Below are 19,229 nucleotides of genomic sequence, written 5' to 3'. Positions count from 1 at the left end.
CGAAGCCGCCGGTGCCGTACACGAGGGTGCGGTCGAAGGCGTAGCCGAGGCGGCCGCGCACGGTGCCGAAGTAGTCGAGGCTCGACAGGCCGCGCGGGTCGGTGACGTAGTAGCCGTTGGCCAGCGCGCCGCCGGTGATGAAGGCGCTGTTCCGGTTGCGGCCGAAGTCGAGGTACTGGGCGTCGGCCTCGATGCCGAACACCACGCCGTTGCCCGGGGTCAGCTGGAAGTTGTAGCCGATCTGGGCGCCGCCGGAGAAGCCGTCCTGGCTGTTGTTGCGGAAGGTGGCGACGGTGCCGGGGGTGGCGTAGGGGAAGGGCACGCCGAAGGAGTTGCCGTTGGAGCGGCTGGAGGCATCGAAGGCGTAGCCGGCGTTGATACCGAAGTAGGCGCCCGACCAGGTGAACACCGGCACGGGGGTGAACACGGGCGGCGGGGCGGCGCGGCGCGGCAGGTCGGCGGCCGAGGCGGCAGCGGTCAGGGCGGTGAAGGCCGCCAGGGAGGCGAGGAGCTTGGTCATCTGTGTCGATCCGGTGTGTTTGATCTGACGCTAAGGCTACCGATCTCTGCGCACATTGGCTGTAGTTTTACGGACACACTCAACGATCACGCGTCGGGGCGACATAGTAAACCATCTGTGAACACGCGTTCACACGCTCGAATACATCGCGGAGAAACGGGCCGCCCGCCGCCACATCTCGGCGGCCTTCTCGTCGCAATCTGCCGCCCTGAGACCGTTCACCTTTGACCGGGACTTGAATAGGACGGCCGACCCGGCCGGCCGCGAGGCCGGGCAGGCACGGGCCTCCAGGGCCGCCCGATCGGGCCGAAGCTGGTGCGCAGACGATGGGGCATTCTCGTCGAGCGCCAGCGCGGCCCGCGTCACGGCGCTGCCGGCGATCGATTGCGGGGGCCGGGCCGACATCGGCCCGGTGACGTGCCCAGGCTCGATCCGCTCCAGGACACACGCCGGCGCCAAGCACACTTCCGAAGGGCCAAGACTGCGCTAAATTCTCTATTGGCACCCAATATGCCGTGGAGACTCGTACTCATGAGCCGCCTGATCTCTTTTGTCGCCCTGATTGCGGGCAGTGCCGCGATCGCCACGCCCGCTGCCGCGCTGTCCACGAAGGAGTGTTCCGCGAAGTATCAAGCCGCCAAGCAGGCCGGCACGCTCAACGGCCAGAAGTGGAACGACTTCCGCAAGGCGGAATGCGGCGCGGCGGCCGACGCTGCGAGCAGCACCGTGCCGAACCCGGTTGCGCCATCCGCCTCACCCGCCGCGCCGACGCCGACCACGACGGCCGCACGAACCGCTCCGGCCCCCACGGCCGCCGCGGGATCGGCGGCCTACCCCCGTGCGGTCGATCCCAAATACGCCAAGGAATCGCCCGGCAAGGCCCGGATGCACACCTGCCTGGACAGCTACAACGCCGCCAAGGCTGCGGGCACGCTGGGCGACGCCAAGTGGATCCAGAAGGGCGGCGGGTATTACTCGGTCTGCAACAAGCAGCTCAAGGGATAGGCTTGGCCCCGGGCTTTCGGGTCACCGAGCGATGGGCGGGGCAGGCCCCGCCCGATGCGATCCCGCTGAAGGCCGACGCCGCCTGACCCGGGATGCCGGAGCCGGCCGGTCATCCCGTGGCGCGTCGCCGGATCGCCTCACAACATCCCCTCCCCGGAGGCGTGCGACCCTCATTTCCGCAGGGGCACGCCCTTCGTGGTGAAGCGCTGGCCGCCCGGACGGTACACCGGTCGCGGCTGCCCGCCCGACCGGGCCGCACCAGCCCCGGTTCCCGGCGGCTGCGAGAACGGCACGAGCTGGTCCGGCCGCGGCCCGATGAGATCGGCGCGGCCCATCTCCCGCAGCGCCTCGCGCAGCAGCGGCCAGTTCTCGGGGTCGTGGTAGCGCAGGAACGCCTTGTGCAGCCGCCGCTGGCGCAGCCCCTTGATCGCCTCGACCGGCTCGCTGCCACCGCGTTTCACGCCCCGCAGGGTGTTGATCTCGGTGTGGTACATCGCGGTGGCGGTCGCCATCGGCGAGGGCAGGAACGTCTGGACTTGGTCGGCCCGGTAGTTGTTCTTCTTGAGCCAGAGCGCGAGGTGCATCATGTCCTCGTCGGTCGTGCCGGGATGGGCCGCGATGAAGTACGGGATCAGGTAGTACTTCTTGCCCGCCTCCTTGGCGGCGGCGTCGAACATCTCCTTGAACCGGTCGTAGGTGCCGATCCCCGGCTTCATCATCTTGTCGAGGGGGCCGCGCTCGGTGTGCTCGGGGGCGATCTTCAGGCGGCCGCCGACGTGGTGGGTGACGAGCTCCTTGATGTATTCGGGGCTCTTCACCGCGAGGTCGTAGCGCACGCCCGAGGCGACCATCACCTTCTTGACGCCCTTCACCTCGCGAACCTTGCGGTAGAGCCGGATCAGGTCGTCGTGCGACGTGTTCAGGTTCGGGCAGACGTCGGGGAAGACGCAGGAGGGCAGCCGGCAGGCCGCCTCGATCTTCGGGTCCTTGCAGGCCATCCGGTACATGTTGGCGGTCGGGCCGCCGACATCCGAGATCACGCCCGTGAAGCCCGGGGTCTTGTCGCGGATCCGCTCAATCTCGCGCAGGATCGAGCCCTCCGAGCGGTTCTGGATAACGCGGCCCTCGTGCTCGGTGATCGAGCAGAAGGTGCAGCCGCCGAAGCAGCCGCGCATGATCGTCACCGAGAACTTGATCATGTCCCAGGCGGGGATCTTCGCGTCGCCGTAGGACGGGTGCGGGGCGCGGGCGTAGGGCAGGTCGTAGACCGCGTCCATCTCGTCGCTGGTCAGCGGGATCGGCGGCGGGTTGAGCCAGAGGTCGCGGTCGCCGTGGCGCTGGACGAGCGGGCGCGCGTTGCCGGGATTGGCCTCCCGGTGCAGCACGCGCGAGGCGCGGGCATAGGCCTCCTTGTCGTCCTTGACCTCGTCGTAGGCCGGCAGCCGGATCACGGTCTCGCCGGGCCGGCGGGTGGCGGCCTCGTCCGTCGAGTCGAGGTCGTCGGCGGGCAGCTCGGTATAATGGGCGGGCACGCGGCGGAACAGGGCGACGCCCCGGATCGCGTCGAGCTGGTGCGGCGCCTCGCCGGCCGCGAGGCGGTTCGCCACCTCGACCACGGCGCGCTCGGCATTGCCGTAGATCAGCAGGTCCGCCTTGGCGTCCGCCAGGATCGAGCGGCGCACCTTGTCAGACCAGTAATCGTAATGGGCGATCCGGCGCAGCGACGCCTCGATGCCGCCGAGCACGATCGGCACATCCTTGAAGGCCTCGCGGCAGCGCTGGGTGTACACGATGGTGCAGCGGTCCGGGCGTCGGCCGCCCTCGCCGCCGGCCGTGTAGGCGTCGTCATGGCGCAGCCGGCGGTCCGCCGTGTAGCGGTTCACCATCGAGTCGAGGTTGCCGCCGGTGACGCCGAAGAACAGGTTCGGCTTGCCGAGCGCCTTGAACGGCTCGGCCGACTGCCAGTCGGGCTGGGCGATGATGCCGACCCGGAAGCCCTGCGCTTCGAGGAGCCGGCCGATGATCGCCATGCCGAAGCTCGGATGGTCCACATAGGCGTCGCCGGTCACCAGCACGATGTCGCAGGTGTCCCACCCGAGCGCCGTCATCTCGGCGCGGCTCATCGGCAGGAACGGTGCCGCCTGCCCGGCAGCCGGCTTGCGGGCGAGAGGGGCCAAGGAGGGCTTGGCGGAGGTTTGGAGATCCATGGCGGTCTGCATAGGCGTCCAGGGCCGCAAGCTCAATGAAAGGCCACCCCCGCGCTTCGAGCAGAGGCGCCGGGGATCGCTGATCGGGTGTTGGGCCAGGGCGCCTGAATAGCTGACGGCGAGACGGCTGCGGATACGGCATCTTGGCTCATCCCGTGCAGGCAAGCGCGGCGGATCAGGCGATTCCCGCGATGCCGATGCCGAGGTTCTTCGGGCCGCGCAGGGACGCGCCCGACCGGTAGGGCGGCGGATCCTCCAGGAGCCTCGGCGCGACGAGGCGCCGGCAGAGCGTGACCAGGGCGATCTCGGCCTCGATCCGCGCGAGCGGCGCGCCGACGCAGTAATGGAGGCCGCCGCCGAACCCGAAATGCTGGTTGTCCGGCCGGTCGGGATCGAACCGGTCCGGATGCGCGAACCGCGCCGGGTCGCGGTTTCCCGCCGCGAAGAGCAGGACCACCGACGATCCGGCCGGAATCGTCGTTCCCGCCACGTCGATGGCGCCGAGCGCCTTGCGGGTGCGGAAATGGACCGGGGGCTCGTAGCGCAGCATTTCCTCGATCACGCGCGGCGCCCGCTCGGGATCGGCCTTCAGCTTCTCCAGTTCCTCCGGATGCCGCAGCAGGGTGAGCATGCCGTTGGTGATGAGGTTCACCGTCGTCTCGTGGCCCGCGACGAGGAGCAGGATCGCCGTCGCGATCAGGTCGATATCGCCCATGGCCGGCTTCTTTCGGTCGCCACGGGCGGCGAGGCCGCTGAGAATGTCGTCGGCCGGATGGCGGCGCTTCTCGCGGATCAGCCGGCGCATGTAGGCGGAGATCGCGTCGAAGGTCGCGGTGATCTCCCGTCGTCCCGCCGCGTCGTGGCGGGCGTCGGGCTCCAGGGCCGTGGCGAGGCGGATCGCCCAGGCATGGAACTGCGCCTCGTCGGCCTCGGGCACGCCGAGGAGCTCGCAGATGACCGCCACCGGCAGCGGATAGGACAGATCGTCCACGAGGCAGACCCTGTCGCGGCCCCGGCATCGGTCGATCAGGGTATCGACGAGCGCCGCGACCCGGGCGTGGGAGTCCCGCACCCGGGCGATGGTGAACTCCTTCATTACGAACCCGCGCAGGATGTCGTGGTCGGGGGGATCGCGAAAGATCAGCGGGCGGTGGGCGTTGACCACCCGGTTCCGGATCGGGTTGAGGATCCAGTCCTTCAGGGGATTGCCCGTGCGGGGCCGCCGGGAGGGCGGCAGATCCTCCGAGCTCAGCCGGGGATCGAAGATCAGGCTGCTGAGCGCGGCATGGGTGCTAACGACGTAGCTGCCGTCGGCCTGCCGGGACACGGGTGTCTCGCGCAAGCGTGCGTAGAGAGGATACGGGTTCGCCCGGTTCTTGTGATCCAGAACCTGCGCGAACAGGGTTTCGTCAGGCATGGTGCGCCTCCAAACGCCGCGGGCCGGGCCAGCCGGGCGCCAGGGTCTCGATCCGCGGCCGGTCGGTGGCGCCGAGGATCGGCGGGAAGGCCGCCCCGGCGGCCACGGCCTCGGCATAGGCGGGCAGCCAGCGCGCCTGATCGAAGGAGAGGGCCGCGATGGTCCGTCCGGCCCGGCCGTAGACGGCGAGGAACCGGCGCGAGGCCCGCGTCCCGTGGACGACCGCCAGGGCATCCGCCCCCGCGGTCAGGCCGGCGAGCTTGATGTTGAGGCCGAACTGGCTCGACCAGAACGACGGCAGATGGCCGTAGGGGATCTGGCCCGTGGCCGGGGCCAGCATGTTGGCCGCCGCGTGCCGGGCCTGGTCCACCGCGTTGCCCCGATGCTCGACGGTCACCAGGCGCCCGCCGGTGAGCGGGTTCGGCCAGCGCGCGACGTCGCCCGCGGCGTAGATGGCGGGATCGGGCTCGCCCGTGGCGGTCAGGACGCGGCAGGCGGCGTCGCAGGTCAGGCCGCCCGGGTCGGCGACGAGGCCGGCGGCCGCGAGCCAGCCCGTATCCCGCGTCGCGCCGAGGGCGATGACGACGAGATCCGTCGCGATCTCCGCTCCGCCAGCCAAGTGGGCGCGGCGCACCCGTCCGGCATCGCCCGAGAAGGCCAGCACCTTGGTGTTCGGGCGGAGGTCCACGCCGGAGTCCCGCATCCGCGCGGCGAGCGTGCCCCCGATCGCCGTGCCGAGCAGACGGGCGAGCGGCGTCGGGTTGGGATCGACGAGGGTCACCGTCAGGCCGAGGTCGCGGCAGCAGGAGGCGGCCTCGCAGCCGATCAGGCCGGCGCCGACGATCAGGACCCGGCCGGGTCGCAGCGCCAGCGCGCTCCGCAGGTCACGGGCGTCCTCGAGGGTCCGGATCGTGAAGATCCCGGCGAGATCGGCCCCCGCCCCGGGCCACGGCCGCGCCCGGGCGCCGGTTGCGATCAGGAGTTTTTCGTACGGCAGCGTGGTGCCGTCGGCGAGGCGCAGCTCCCGGCGCTCCCGGTCGAGGGCGACGGCCGGCTGGCCGAGCCGCCAGCGCGCCCGCAGACGGGTCAGCTGCGGCAGCCGGGTCGCCTCGGCGGGAAGCTCGCCCGCAAGGACGTGCTTGGACAAAGGCGGCCGGTCGTAGGGCCGGTGCGGTTCGTCCCCGACCACGGTCAGGGCCCCGTCATAGCCACCGTCCCGCAGCGCCTCCGCGCCCCGCAGCCCGGCCAGGGAGGCGCCCACCACGACGAGGCCCGGCCGCTGGCCGTCCATCACGGTTCGTCCCCCTCGGCGAGCCCGGCGGCCTCGATCGCGATGGCCCGGACGGGGCAGGCCTGCTGCGCCCGCTCGATCTGCGCCCGCTTCGCCTCGGGGGGCGCGGGGTCGTAGAACAAGATCTCGTGGCCGCGCAGCTCGAAATGCTCGGGGGCCGCGTAGCAACACTGGGCGTAGCCCTGGCAGCGGTTGAGATCGACGACGACACGCATGGCCTAGCTCCGGATGAGTGCGCTCCGATTGGATATGCGGATGACCGCGCGATCGAGAGCCGCGCCGGCCCGGGCATCGGAGCGGATCCTGTCCAGGCGCGCAAGGCGGCCCGGGTCCAGCGCCGCGCGGGCGCAACGCGTGCCGCGTTCGGCCGTCGTGGCGAAGCTCGGCCCGGCCGGCAGGTCGGCTCCGGCCAGGGCGAAATTGAGCGGGGGTTCGGGACGCCCATCACCACCGGCCGCAGGTTCGGCCGGCACGCGGCAGCCAAGCCGTCGCGGGCGAGTCGGACCGGCGGCGGAGGCCGTCATCGGGGGGTTCCCTGCGGGAGGGCGGCCACAGGCGCGGTGCGGGCCTGCCACAGCGCGCGGGCGGCCAGGACCACGGCCGGGACGAAGACCAGCGACGGCCAGAGGAAACGGTCGTTGAACGGGTCGATCAGGAACAGGATCGGCGCCGAGCCGAGCCAGATCAGGGCCGGGGTCGGCGCGACCACCGCGGGCAATGCCAGCCAGGGATAGTACCACGCGTAGTGCGGACTCGCCGCGCAGGTGGTGAGGGCCGCCAGGATCCCGGTGTCGCGGCACAGCGCGACGGCATCGGGCGCAGGCCCCCGGTCCCGGCCGAAGGCGATGCGGAGCGCCAGGGCTGCGAGGGTCAGGCCGGCGCAGACGAGATAGGCCGGCAGCAGGCCCGGGGGGCTGAGCCCGAGATGGCCGAGGCCCGCGAGCAGCCAGTAGCCCACGCCGGTGCCGTAGCCCTCCTCGGCGCCGTAGCCCCCGGCGAAGCCGAGCACGTTCGCGCCGGCGGCGAGGTAGGGCAGATACAGGAGGGCGATCACGGCCGCCCCGACGAGCATCGGCCGCCAGAGCCGGCCGCCGCGCACGAAGGCGGGCGCCACCGCGATGGGCAGAACCTTCACCAGGGTCGCCGCACCGAGAAGCCCGCCCGCGAGGCCGTAGCGGCCCCGGCTCCGGGCGAGCAGCGCCACACCGAGGAGGCCGATCGCCACGGCATCGACATGCCCGTCGCAGGCGAAGGACCACAGGGCCAGCGGGTTCCAGGCGTAGATCAGGATGCGGGCCGAGGGCAGGCCGGCCCCGCGCAGGAATGCGAGCATCGCCAGCATGCCGAGGGCCTCGAAGCCCAGCATCGCGAGCTTCATCCCGGTCACGCCGTGCGAGACGTGGCCCGCGGCGGCGAACACCAGCTGGGCCGCGGGCGGATAGATCGTGCGGGCATAGTCCTTGCGGTTGATCAGCGGGTAGATCGCCGGGTCGCGCAGCCGCTCCAGGGCCGGATCGGCCGGGACGTAGCGATAAGGGTTGATCCCGGCGGCCTGGACCTGCCCGTCCCAGACGTAGCGGTAGATGTCGCTCGACAGGAACGGGGGCGCCGGCAGCAAAGCGGCCCGCATCAGCACGGCGATGCCGAGGATCGTCCACAGGGCCGCGCGCGGCAGCCGCTCGCGCAGCACCACACGGACCGCGACGAGGTAGACCGCGAGGCCGATCGCCAGCACGCCGACGAAGACGTTGGCCCGGGCCACCGAGCCCACGGTGTCGGCCCCCGGGACGTGGATCGCGAGCGCGCCGAGGTTGATCGCCAGCAGCAGGAGACCCAGAGCCGCGAGCCGGCGCGCGGGACTGGCGAGAAGCCGCGTCATGCCGGTGCAGCCTCCGGCAGCCCCGTGAGCCGCGCCAGGACCGCGCGCGTCGCCGGGGCCGCGTAGCCGGTCCTGTCGGCGGAGAGCCGGGCCAGGGAGGCCGCATCGTCGACGTCGTACCAGGGCTCCAGCTCGACGAGGGCGAGACCGATCTCGCGGGCCCGGGCCCGGGTCGCGGCCGCGACGGTGTCGGTGCTCCAGGCGATGTCGGCGAACAGGTGGGCCTGCGCCTGCTTGAGGCCGAGGATGTAGTAGCCCCCGTCGTCGCAGGCGCCGAGCACGGCCCGGTCCCCCGGCGCCAGCAGGATCCGGGCCGCCTCGACGAGGAGGCGCGTCGGCAGGGTTGGGATGTCGGAGCTGAGCACGCAGGCCGCCGCATGGCCCTGCGCGAGCATGCCCGCCACGGCCTGCAGCAGGCAGCGGCCGAAGCCCTCGACCGTCGCCGGGGCCGGGCTGGTGCCGTCCGCCAGGACGAGATGCGTTCCGCTGGCGAGATGCGGGACGACCAGGGTCTCGGCCCCCTGCGGCGCGTAGGCCGCGTAGGCGGCGATCGGGGCGGATCGCGCGGCCTCCAGGATGTTGGCGGTCGTGTCGCGCAGGAAGGCGGCGCTCAACAGGGCGGCGTCGTCGGGGGTCAGGGGCGGGCACAGGCGCGTCTTGGAGCGCCCGCTGCGCGGGGCCTTGGCCATCACCCCGATCGCGCAGGTGGCGGAGGATCCAGAGACCGGTTCCGGTGCCATCTCGAAGGCTCCTGCCTGTTCACGGAAAGGGGCGGAGAATCCCGATACCGGGCGTCGCGTCGGGATCCCGGTGGCCGAGCCGGGCCCCATACGGGGACGAAATCGGCTTCGCCGGAGCCCCTCGGACGGTTACAGCCGAAGAGGCCCGGCGCGTTCCACCCGATGGTTTCATCGCCCTGATCGCAGGCGACGGGGCCGGTGACCACACCGCACGGCGTCAGTTCGGCGTGATCGCAGGCGCGCCACGGGCGATCGGCGCAGGAGCGATCCTGTCGCATCGCCGCGATCGGAATGGGTCCCCGGCCCGGCTCACCCGAGATCGACGAGGACGATTTCGGGTGGCGCACCCAGGCGCAACGGACGGCCCGCCACGAAGTGGGATCCCAGCCCGGCCGACACCACGAGATCGCGGCCCCGCTCGACGACATGACCGTAGGCGTATCGCAGCCCGTAGCGCGACGGGATCCAGGGCGACCAGCCGAAGAGGCGGATCTGGCCGCCATGCGTATGGCCCGACAGCATCACGGCCACCCGCGGGTCGAGGTCCAGGGCGAAGAGGTCGGGCTCGTGCGCCAGGAGGATCACCGGGTCGTCCGGCGGCACATGCCGGAGCACGCTGTCGAGGCGCGCGAGACGGTATCGGTCGAAGGCATCGTCCGAGCGTGGCACGCGCGGCGTGTCCTCGCTCTCGAGGCCCGCGAGCCACACCGGCGCGGGATGGTCGAGGCGCACCGTCGCGTTCTCGAGGAACGGGATGTTGGCGGCCCGCAACGCCACTTCCGCGCGGGTCGGACCATGGCCGCGGCGGCGCGCGTCCCGATCGTCGCCCCAGTCATGGTTGCCCTGGATCGCATAGACGCCTCGCCGTGCGGTCAGGCCGCGCAGGATGTCGGCGATCGCCGCAACCGGCACGGGCCCCCGCTGCTGCGAGCCGTAATCGCCCAGGAGCACCGTGAGGTCGGGATCGAGCGCGTTGGTCCGTGCGACGACGGCTTCGAGCTCGGCCTCGCCCATGCAGCGGGGATGGGCGTGAAAATCGCTCAGGATCGCGACGCGCAGGCGCAGGCCGGTCGGCCAGGTCCTGGGCGACAGGCGATAGGTCGTGACCCGCACGCGATGCGGCTCGAGCGCGGTCGCGTATCCCACGCCCATCAAGCTCCCTGCCGCGACCAGGCCGCCGGTCAGGGCGGGGCGGGAAATCAGCGCACGCCGTGTGAGCATCGGAGGTGAAGCACCTGGACCGTGGGAACAGCGTCGGACGATAGCATCGGACAGGTTTCGAACCCCTCGCCCGCGCCGGCTTCGTCGCCATGCAGGGAAGGGATGCGTTCGCCGCTCCCGGCGTCGCGCCAGCGATGGACGCACCGGCAGCATCGCGAAGCCTGCCAAGCCAAGGACCGGGGAGGCAGATTTCTGGCGACCCCGGTAGGGCTCGAACCTACGACCTGCCGCTTAGAAGGCGGCTGCTCTATCCAGCTGAGCTACGGAGTCTGATGCCAAGGCGGGTCGTAGCAGCCGCCCCGCCGCCTGTCATCAGGTCCCGCACGCCCGGGCACGCGGCCGCGTGACCGGAGCCCTCACCCCGCGCGATCATCCGGACACAAGCGGATCCGTGAAATCTGTCATCCCGATCCGATCTTCAGTTTTAACGGTCGGCTTACGCACATCTTGTAGTTCAGGTGTGTCGGTTCTCCACAACAATTGGGGAAGAGGTCATGGCACTGCCGGGGTTTGAGGGTCGGCTTGGCCGGTTGGGATTCCTGGGCCGGTCGATCGCCTGGGGCTTGGCGACGACCGTGGCGGCGGGGGTTCTGACGGTTCTGGTGTCCATCGGCGGGCATGCGGCCCCCGGCCTGCGCATGCTGTTCGTGGCCGCGATCGTCGTGCCGGTCGCCCTGTATGCGGGGCTCTCGCTCCAGACACGCCGGTTGAACGACATGGGCTGGCCCGCGCTGCCGGTCATCGGGGGCTGGTTGCTCGTCGGTCTGCTGGACGTCGGGCTCGCGCATGTCGTGCCGTCCCTCGCCCGGCCGGGCGGGGGCACGGTGCCCGGCGCAGCCGTGAACGGGATCCTCGCGCTCAGTCTGCTGTTGTGGCCCAGCCGGGACGACGCCGGCTCGATCCCGCGCGAACGAATCGTGCCGGGATCGTTCCCTCGGACCGGACAGCCGGAGGCGGCCACGCCGCCAGCCCCCGCGGCCGCAACGGGGCGCCCGGCCAGCTTCGGCCGCCGCCGGGCGTGAGGGGCCGACCGCCGGCAACGGGAAGAGCCTTCCAATCGTCTTGAATACCGGCACGAAGGCCGACATTCCTTGCATTGATTGATCAACTCTCGACGACGATCGATACTGGTCACACTCCCGACGCATTCCCCCGGCTTTCGACGAGAGACAGCCGAGCTTGTCAGCGCCGCCGCGGCGCGGCACCCTCAGCTTGGCGGTTCGCGTGGCGGGACATGGGAAGTCCAGGGACATGACGATGGACGCTCGGAACAACGGTGCCGACGGGATGGACCCGGGCGCGCGGCTCGGGCCGCAGGCGGCCCTGCTCAGTCGCCGGGCATTCCTGGCCGGCTCGACCCTCGGTGCCGGTGCCCTGGCGCTCGGCGGTTGCGGGACCACCGACACGCTCCTGCTCGCCGAGGCGCGGAACACCTACGGGCCGATGCCGAACGAGAAGTTCCCGATCCCGGCGGTCGACATCAGCAAGGTCGATCCGAAGTACTACCGCCGGACGGTCGCCTATGACACCAAGGAGGCGGCCGGCACGATCATCGTCGATCCCGCCAACTACTACGTCTACCGCGTCGAGGGCGACGGTTCCGCCACCCGGTACGGCGCCAATGTCGGCCGCCAGGGGTTCCTGTGGAACGGCGACGCCTATGTCGGCCGCAAGTCCGAATGGGCGACCTGGACGCCGCCGAAGGAGATGATCCGGCGCCAGCCCGAGGCGGCGAAATACGCCCGCGGCATGCCGGGGGGCCTCGACAACCCGCTCGGCGCCCGGACCCTCCATCTCTACCAGAACGGCGCCTATACGCTCTACACGATCTACGCGAGCAGCGACGCCGAATCGATCGGCACCGGCATCACGAGCGGCTGTGTCGGCCTGCTCAGCCAGGACATGATCCACCTCTACGCGCGCACGCCGGTCAAGACGAAGGTGGTGGTCCTGCCGGCGTAGGGTCTTCGGCCCTTAGCTGGCCGGCGGGCAGCGGTGATGCCCGCCGGCCCCGCCGGACGCCTCAGAAGTGCCGGTGCCAACCCGCGTGCCGGAAGCCGCCGCGGTGCCAGCCGAAGCCCCGGTGCCAGGACCGATGCCAGCTATAGTGATAGCGCCAGCGGTAGCCGCCCCACCGGTGATAGCCGAACCGCCGGTAGCCGGGGCCATAGGCATAGGGGCGGTAGACGAAGGGGCGGTACGCGTAGGGCCGCCAGTTCGGCCGGCACCAGCCGTAGAAGCCCCGGTGGAAGCCGGGGCCGCACCCGTCCCGGGCTTCCGCGGCCGGGGCGGCGAGCAGCACCCCCGAGACCAGGACGAGGGATAGGGCGAGCTTGCGGATCATCATGGACTCCGATCGGATGTGATGAGCGTCCGGCCCGCGGCCGGACGCGTCGGGTTGCCGGAGAGGGCTGGTTCAGTTCGGCCAGCAGCGGCGGCCGTAGGGGCCGATGTGGAAGCCCGCCGGGCAGGAGCGGCCGCGGACGTAGCCGCCCCACTGGCCGCCCGTGCGGCAGCCCCCATAGGGCCCCCGGTGGCCGTAGGGCCCGCAGCCGCCGTAGACCTGAATGATCTGCGCATCGCCGGGGCCGGTGGAGACCGCGTCCTGAACCAGCGGCAGGGCCGAGGCGGGGGCCGCGAGGGCGACCAGCAGGGCGGCGGGGGCGAGGACCTTCAGCATCGCGGGGTTCCTTCTGCTCGGAGGGACCGGGCGCGGCACACGGCCATCCCGGTCCGAAGTCCCGGCGGCGGGCGTGCCGCATCGGGTTGCGCAAAAGTTCACCCCCTGGGTGTGCTTGGATGTGACGGGTTCGCGCGACCTCGTAACGTTGTGTGACCGGCCCTTGCCGCGGCGTTTCAGCGGTCAGGCGAGGGCCGGGAGGGTCACCACGAGGCGCGCGCCGCCGGAGGGGGCGGCCTCGGCCACGATCGTGCCGCCATGGGCCTCGGCGATCTGCCGGGCGATGGCGAGCCCGAGCCCGGTACCGCCGGTCGTCCGGTTCCGTGACCGCTCGACCCGATAGTACGGGCTGAACACGGCGGCGCGCTCCGCCTCCGGGATGCCCGGCCCGTCATCCTCGACCACGACCTGACAGGCCGTGCCCGCGCGCCGCACCGCCACGGCGACCGACGAGCGCCCGAACTTGACCGCGTTGCCGATCAGGTTGGCGATCACCCGGCGCAGGGCGAGGGCGTCGCCCGCCACGGTGGCGTCCGGCACCTCCTCCCCCAACAGGCTGATCCGCGCGCCCTGCGCGGCGTGCTCGGCGACCTCGACCGCCACGATGTCGGCGAGATCGACCGGCGCCCGCCCGATCTCGGCGGCGGTGCCGCGGGCGAAGCCGAGCGAGGCCTCGATCAGCGCCGTCATGGCGTCGATATCGTCGATCAGCCGATCCCGCCTGTCCGGCTCGGCGATGCCCTCGGCGCGCAGGCGCATGCGCGTCAGGTAGGTCTTGAGATCGTGGGAGATCGCGCCGATCAGCATCGAGCGCTCGGCCATCAGGCCGACGATGCGCTCCTGCATCGCCTGCACGGCCTGGGTGAGGCGCCGGATCTCCGGCGCGCCCTGCGGCGTGGCGGTCCGCTCGGTGACGCGGCCGTCGAAGCGGGACACGGCTTCGGTCAGGCGGCGCAGCGGGGCGAGCTCGTGCCGGGTGCCGACGATGACGAGGCCGGCCGCCACGACGCCGAGCACCGCCACCCACAGGCTGAGCGGCTGCCCGAGCAGCCACGGCATGAGCGAGCGGTGCCTGGTGATCGCCGAGATGACCAGCACCCGCCCGTCCGGCAGCCGGTAGGTGGCGAGCGCCAGACCGCCTATGGCCCGGTGCCCGGTTCCGCCGGCGCGGTCGGCCGGGCCGATGCCCCGGTAGAACATCGTCGGCTCGGTGAAGGCGCGAAGGCCGTCGGAGGCCTCGCCGGTCAGCCGGTGCAGGCGCCCTTCGAGGACGGGATCGCGGATCATCTCCGAAGGCTCGGGCGGTGCGTCCACGATCTCGGCCCGCAGCGCCTCGCCGTTCACGGCCCGCAGGATGGCCGGCCGCTGGGCCGGATCCGCGTCCTTCAACAGTGCCATGATGCCGGCCGCCTGATCGAGGCGGGGGAAGCGCGAGGCGTAGGGCGAGCGTTCCTGGCTGCGCTGCCAGCGGTCGATGCCGAAGGTCGCCACGACAAGCAGCGACAGCGCCCCCAGGAGGACCAGCATGATCCGCCCGAGGAGGCCGATCCGCGCCATCACGGCGCCCCGGTCTTCACCGGCGCGGCCAGGATGTAGCCCGCATTGCGCACGGTCTTGATCAGCCCCGCCGTGGCGCTGCCCGCCGCGTCCAGCCTGTGGCGCAGGCGGCTGACCTGCACGTCGATGGTGCGGTCGAAGGCGTCGGCGGTGCGGCCGCGGGTCCAGTCGAGGAGCTGGTCGCGCGAGAGCACCCGCTGCGGCCGGGTGACGAAGCAGTGCAGCAGGTCGTATTCGGCGCTGGTCAGCGGGATCTCGACGGCGGGCTCGCCGGTCGTCACGGTGCGGGCCGCGAGGTTGATGGCGAGATCGGCCACGCTCAGCACCTTGGGGCCGGCCTCCGCGGCCGGGGCGGCGCCGGTCCGGCGCAGGACGGCGCGGATGCGGGCCAGCAGCACCCGCGGGTTGAACGGCTTCGAGACGTAATCGTCGGCGCCCATCTCCAGGCCGAGCACCCGGTCGATATCCTCGTCCTTGGCGGTCAGCATCACGATGGGCGGGCCGCCCGCCGCGCGCAGACGCCGGCAGATCGAGAGACCGTCCTCCCCCGGCAGCATCCAGTCGAGCACGATCAGGTCCGGCTCAGGTCCCGCCGCGAGGGCGCGATCGAGGCTCGCGCCGCCATCGACGGCGACGACGCGCAGGCCCTCGCCCTCCAGATAGCCGGCGAGCAGCGCGCGGATTTCGGGATCGTCCTCGACGATGGCGATGGTGGTGCCGTCGGTCATGATCCGAGGATAGGCCGGCCGGGCGGCACGGCAACGCGAAAACGGCCGCTGTCACAAAACGTTACAGGCCGCCCGCCGCCCGTCACATCCGGGCATGCCCCGGGCGCGACCGTCCCGCGTACCCCCAGCGGCGTCCGGACCGGGCGTGGCGACGAGAGGCACGAGGCGCATGGCGGCATCCCATCTCGCATCCCCGTTCTGGCATGTCGTGGCTGCGCTGGCGGTCGCGGGGGCGCTCGCCCTCCACGGCGGCCCGGCCCGGGCGGACCCCGCCGAAACGCTTCGCTTCGGCGACGGCTCGGAGACCTACCGCGGCTATCACATCGAGATGGCCCGGGACGTCCCGAATGCGGAGATCGGCCGGCTGCGGCAGGCGGCCGAGCATCAGGTCGATCTGGTGGAGGCGACGCACCTCGACCCCGGCATCAAGGACTTCCTGCGCGGCTTCCCGGTGGTGCAATCGGGCCCCGACGCGGGCAGCCACTACAGCGGCGGCGACAGCGTGACCATCGCGGTCGATGACCCGAAGGACGACCGCCCGGTGCTGCTGCACGAATACATGCATGTCTATCACTTCCGGCGCCTGCCCGGCGGCCGGGACAACCCGGATATCCTGACCTTCTACAGGCGCGCGAAGGCCGGGCACTTCTATCCCGCCGACGCCTACCTGCTGAGCAATCCGGGTGAATTCTTCGCCATGACGGCGAGCGCCTTCCTGCACGGCCGGCTGGCCCGCGAGCCCTTCACCCGCGCGGAACTGCGCCGGACGCAGCCGATCTATTACGGCTACCTCAAGGGACTGTTCGGCGCCCCGCACGCGGCGCAGCCGGGTCCGTCCCGCTTGGCCGAGACCGGGCCGCTGCCGCCGTGCGGTCCGCCTTCGACCGACCCAGGCGCAGGCCCGCCACCCACGGATAGACGGCCGGCAGCACCACGAGGGTGAGCAGGGTCGCCGAGATCAGCCCGCCGATCACCACGGTGGCGAGCGGCCGCTGCACCTCGGCCCCCGCGCTGGTGGACAGCGCCATCGGCAGGAAGCCCAGGGCCGCCACCAGGGCCGTCATCATCACCGGGCGCAGCCGCATCTCGGCCGCCTGCGTCGCCGCCGCCCGGGGATCGAGGCCGGCCCCCTCAAGGTCGCGGATGTAGCTCGTCAGCACGACGCCGTTCAGGATCGCGATGCCGAAGGTCGCGATGAAGCCGATCGCCGCCGAGATCGAGAACGGCATGTCGCGCAGCGTCAGTGCCAGGATGCCGCCGGTGGCCGCCATGGGCACGTTGAGGAAGATCAGCCCGGCGAGGCGGATGTCGCCGAACATCATCACCAGCAGCAGCAGGATCGCCGCGAGCGCGGCGGGCACCACCACGGTGAGCCGGGCGGTCGCCTCCTGCAGGTTCTGGAACTGCCCGCTCCAGACCAGCGAGTAGCGCGGCGGCAGCTTCACCTGCTGGTCGACGGCGGCCTTGGCGGCGTCCACGAAGCTCTGGACGTCGCGGCCACGGACATTCGCCTGCACGGAGATCCGCCGCTGCAGGCGCTCGCGGCTGATCTGCGCGGGGCCGGAGGCCACGTCCACGCTGGCGACCATCGACAGCGGCACCATCATGCGGCTGCCCGCCTCCCGGCCGGGATCGCCGGTGCCGGACCGGCCGACCGGCAGGGCGCGGATCCGCTCGATGTCGCTGCGGTCGGCGGGATCGAGCCGCACCACGATCTCGGTGATCGAATTGTCGTCGCCGTAGACGACGCCGCTGGTGCGGCCGCCGATGCTCTCGACCATGTCGAGCACGTCCGAGACGTTGATGCCGTAGCGGGCCGCCTTGGCGCGGTCGACCTGGATCGTGAGCGCCGGCATGCCGGCCTGCGCCTCGGCCTTCACGTCGGCCGCCCCATCGACCCCCGAGACCGTGCGCACGATGGCGTCGGCCGTGTCCTTGAGGGTCTTCAGGTCGTCGCCGTAGAGGCTGATGGCCACGTCGCCGCGCACGCCCTCCAGCAGGTCGTCCATGCGCATCTGGATCGGCTGGGAGAAGGCGTAGGCCACCCCCGGCACCTCCTCCTTGAGGCGCTTGTCGAAGGCCGCCACGAGGCCCTCCTGCGTGTCGGCGGTCTTCCACGTGTCGGGATCGGTGAGGGTGATGAAGCTGTCGGTCGATTCGACGCCCATCGGGTCGGTCGGGATCTCGGCGCTGCCGGTGAGCGAGACGACGCGCTTCACCTCCGGGAACGACTTCAGCACCTGCTCGATGCGGGTCACCGTGGCGAGCGAGGCGGAGAGATCGATGCCCGGCAGCTTCTCGGAGGTGACGACGATCGAGCCCTCCGACAGCTTCGGCAGGAACTCGCCGCCGAGGCGCGTCGCCAGCACGCAGGAGCCGGCGAACAGGGCGAGCGTCGCCAGCACGGTCGTGAGGGCGTGCCGCTCGGCGGCCTTCAGCAGCGGCGTGTAGGCGGCGCGCAGCCAGTGCACGAGGCGCGTCTCGCGCTCGCCGACGCCCCGGCCGGCGAGGAAGATCGCGGCGAGCGCCGGCATCAGCGTCATGGTGACGACGAGCGAGCCCGAAAGCGCCAGGATGACGGTCAGCGCCATCGGCACGAACATCTTGCCGGCCACGCCCTCCAGCGCGAGGATCGGCACGTAGACCAGGATGATGATCGCCACCGCGAACATCACGGGCTTGGCCACCTCGGCGGCGGCGTCCCGGATCAGGTCCTGGGGCGGACGGTCCGGGTGCTCGCCGCGGGCGCGCAGGACGTTCTCGACCATCACCACCGCGCCGTCGACGATCAGGCCGAAATCGATGGCGCCGAGGCTCATCAGGTTGCCCGAGAGGCCGAGCAGCCGCATGCCGGCAAACGCCATCAGCATCGCGAGGGGGATCGCGGCCGCCACGATCAGGCCGGCCCGGAGGTTGCCCAGCAGCAGCAGCAGGACCACGATGACGAGGACCGCACCTTCGAGGAGGTTGTGCTCCACGGTGTGGATCGTGCGGTCCACGAGCGCGCTGCGGTCGTAATAGGGCACGATCTCCATGCCCGGCGGCAGTTGCGGGCGAAGATCCTCGATGGTCTTCTTGACCCCGCCCACCACCGCGCTGGCATTGTCGCCGTACTGCATCAGCGCGATGCCGACGACCGTCTCGCCCTCGGCATCGTGCGTCACGGCCCCGAGCCGGACCTTGGGGGCCTCGACCACCTGGCCCAGGGTCGCCATGGTCACCGGCACGCCGCCCGGACCGGTGGCGACCACGATGTTGGCGATGTCGTCCGGCCCCTTGGCGAGGCCGAGGCCGCGGATCACCTCCTGCTGGTCGTTGTGCGCGATATAGGCGCCGCCCCTGGCCGCGTTGTTGTCGGCGAGCGCGGTGAAGACCTGGGCGAGGCTCACGCCGTAGCGGCGCAAGGCGTCGGCCGAGACCCGGACCTCGTAGGTCGGCATCTGGCCGCCGTAGATGTTCACGTCGACGATGCCCGGCGTCAGCTTCAGCTTCGGCGCGATCGTCCATTGCAGGGTGCGGCGGAGCTGCATCGGCGTGTAGGCGGGCCCGCGCAGCTCGAACTGGTAGATCTCGCCGAGGCCCGTCGCCATCGGGCCCATCTGCGGGTCGCCGACGCCCGCCGGCATCATGCCCTTGGCGGCCGGCAGGCGCTGGAACACCTGACTGCGCGCCTCCGTGATCGGCACGCCGTCCGCGAAGGTGACGTAGACCGCCGAGACGCCGGCCCGCGACGTCGAGCGGATCCCGGTCAGGCCCGGCGCCCCCGCCATGGCGTTCTCCACCGGGAAGGTGACGAGGCGCTCGACCTCCAGCGGACCCAGGCCCGGCGACAGGGTCAGGATCATCACCTGCTTGGGCGAGATGTCGGGCACCGCGTCGATCGACAGGCCTTCGAGATTGGCCACGCCCCCCGCCGCCGCCGCGAGGGCGATCATCAGCACCAGGAACCGGCGGCGGACTAGGAGGGCGAACCACGACCGCATC

Annotated in this window: 17 protein-coding genes and 1 tRNA gene; 3 read left to right on the top strand and 15 right to left on the bottom strand. The window is 71.6% G+C overall.

What is annotated here, in order from left to right:
• Positions 1-520: outer membrane protein (locus AAHG09_RS24365; RefSeq protein WP_412760084.1), on the bottom strand; the 520-nt coding region annotated here is incomplete at its 3' end.
• Positions 521-649: 129 nt separating this feature from the next.
• On the bottom strand, positions 650-979 hold the full coding sequence (locus AAHG09_RS24360; protein ID WP_342110094.1) for a hypothetical protein: 330 nt from the start codon (positions 977-979) through the stop codon (positions 650-652).
• A 72-nt stretch (positions 980-1,051) separates the two neighbouring features.
• On the opposite strand from AAHG09_RS24360, the gene AAHG09_RS24355 reads away from it, so the two are divergent.
• Entirely contained in the window at positions 1,052-1,525 is a 474-nt protein-coding gene (locus AAHG09_RS24355; RefSeq protein WP_342110093.1) for a hypothetical protein, read from the top strand.
• A gap of 170 nt (positions 1,526-1,695) precedes the next feature.
• Here AAHG09_RS24355 and AAHG09_RS24350 read toward each other — a convergent pair whose 3' ends face one another.
• From AAHG09_RS24350 to AAHG09_RS24315, 8 genes are all read right to left on the bottom strand, one after another.
• On the bottom strand, positions 1,696-3,732 hold the full coding sequence (locus tag AAHG09_RS24350; RefSeq protein ID WP_342110092.1) for a YgiQ family radical SAM protein: 2,037 nt from the start codon (positions 3,730-3,732) through the stop codon (positions 1,696-1,698).
• Positions 3,733-3,907: 175 nt separating this feature from the next.
• Positions 3,908-5,149: a cytochrome P450 gene (locus tag AAHG09_RS24345; protein ID WP_342110091.1), complete on the bottom strand. Its 1,242-nt coding sequence runs from the start codon at positions 5,147-5,149 to the stop codon at positions 3,908-3,910.
• On the bottom strand, positions 5,142-6,440 hold the full coding sequence (locus AAHG09_RS24340) for an NAD(P)/FAD-dependent oxidoreductase (protein ID WP_342110090.1): 1,299 nt from the start codon (positions 6,438-6,440) through the stop codon (positions 5,142-5,144). The genes AAHG09_RS24345 and AAHG09_RS24340 overlap by 8 nt, the downstream gene beginning before the upstream one ends.
• Positions 6,440-6,655, bottom strand: coding sequence for a ferredoxin (locus tag AAHG09_RS24335; protein WP_342110089.1), 216 nt, complete (start codon positions 6,653-6,655; stop codon positions 6,440-6,442). Before AAHG09_RS24335 ends, AAHG09_RS24340 begins: the two co-directional genes overlap by 1 nt.
• A gap of 305 nt (positions 6,656-6,960) precedes the next feature.
• A complete protein-coding gene (locus AAHG09_RS24330; RefSeq protein ID WP_342110088.1) occupies positions 6,961-8,319 on the bottom strand; it encodes a glycosyltransferase 87 family protein in 1,359 nt (452 codons plus the stop codon).
• Positions 8,316-9,059: a TIGR04282 family arsenosugar biosynthesis glycosyltransferase gene (locus tag AAHG09_RS24325; RefSeq protein WP_342110087.1), complete on the bottom strand. Its 744-nt coding sequence runs from the start codon at positions 9,057-9,059 to the stop codon at positions 8,316-8,318. The genes AAHG09_RS24330 and AAHG09_RS24325 overlap by 4 nt, the downstream gene beginning before the upstream one ends.
• Positions 9,060-9,368: 309 nt before the next feature.
• Positions 9,369-10,211: a metallophosphoesterase gene (locus AAHG09_RS24320; protein ID WP_342110086.1), complete on the bottom strand. Its 843-nt coding sequence runs from the start codon at positions 10,209-10,211 to the stop codon at positions 9,369-9,371.
• A gap of 262 nt (positions 10,212-10,473) precedes the next feature.
• Positions 10,474-10,550 (bottom strand) — tRNA-Arg (locus tag AAHG09_RS24315).
• Between the two features lie 224 nt (positions 10,551-10,774).
• Between AAHG09_RS24315 and AAHG09_RS24310 the strand changes: the two genes are divergently transcribed.
• Positions 10,775-11,302: a DUF805 domain-containing protein gene (locus AAHG09_RS24310; protein WP_342110085.1), complete on the top strand. Its 528-nt coding sequence runs from the start codon at positions 10,775-10,777 to the stop codon at positions 11,300-11,302.
• Positions 11,303-11,531: 229 nt separating this feature from the next.
• The gene (locus AAHG09_RS24305) at positions 11,532-12,242 is read left to right on the top strand and encodes a L,D-transpeptidase (RefSeq protein WP_412760083.1); all 711 of its coding nucleotides are present in this window, start codon (positions 11,532-11,534) and stop codon (positions 12,240-12,242) included.
• Positions 12,243-12,303: 61 nt separating this feature from the next.
• Here AAHG09_RS24305 and AAHG09_RS24300 read toward each other — a convergent pair whose 3' ends face one another.
• From AAHG09_RS24300 to AAHG09_RS24280, 5 genes are all read right to left on the bottom strand, one after another.
• Complete coding sequence (locus tag AAHG09_RS24300; RefSeq protein WP_342110099.1) at positions 12,304-12,624, bottom strand: GCG_CRPN prefix-to-repeats domain-containing protein; 321 nt, start codon at positions 12,622-12,624, stop codon at positions 12,304-12,306.
• Between the two features lie 72 nt (positions 12,625-12,696).
• Positions 12,697-12,960, bottom strand: coding sequence for a GCG_CRPN prefix-to-repeats domain-containing protein (locus tag AAHG09_RS24295; protein WP_342110083.1), 264 nt, complete (start codon positions 12,958-12,960; stop codon positions 12,697-12,699).
• A 183-nt stretch (positions 12,961-13,143) separates the two neighbouring features.
• Positions 13,144-14,517 carry a sensor histidine kinase gene (locus tag AAHG09_RS24290; RefSeq protein ID WP_342110082.1) on the bottom strand — a complete coding sequence of 458 codons (1,374 nt, stop codon included), beginning with the start codon at positions 14,515-14,517 and terminating at the stop codon, positions 13,144-13,146.
• Positions 14,517-15,245: a response regulator transcription factor gene (locus AAHG09_RS24285; RefSeq protein ID WP_342110081.1), complete on the bottom strand. Its 729-nt coding sequence runs from the start codon at positions 15,243-15,245 to the stop codon at positions 14,517-14,519. The genes AAHG09_RS24290 and AAHG09_RS24285 overlap by 1 nt, the downstream gene beginning before the upstream one ends.
• A gap of 791 nt (positions 15,246-16,036) precedes the next feature.
• Entirely contained in the window at positions 16,037-19,228 is a 3,192-nt protein-coding gene (locus tag AAHG09_RS24280) for an efflux RND transporter permease subunit (protein WP_342110080.1), read from the bottom strand.
• Position 19,229: the final 1 nt, after the last annotated feature.

The organism is Methylobacterium guangdongense (genome assembly GCF_038442355.1).
Lineage (GTDB): Bacteria > Pseudomonadota > Alphaproteobacteria > Rhizobiales > Beijerinckiaceae > Methylobacterium > Methylobacterium guangdongense.
This window is presented reverse-complemented; position numbering and strand designations above follow the sequence as displayed.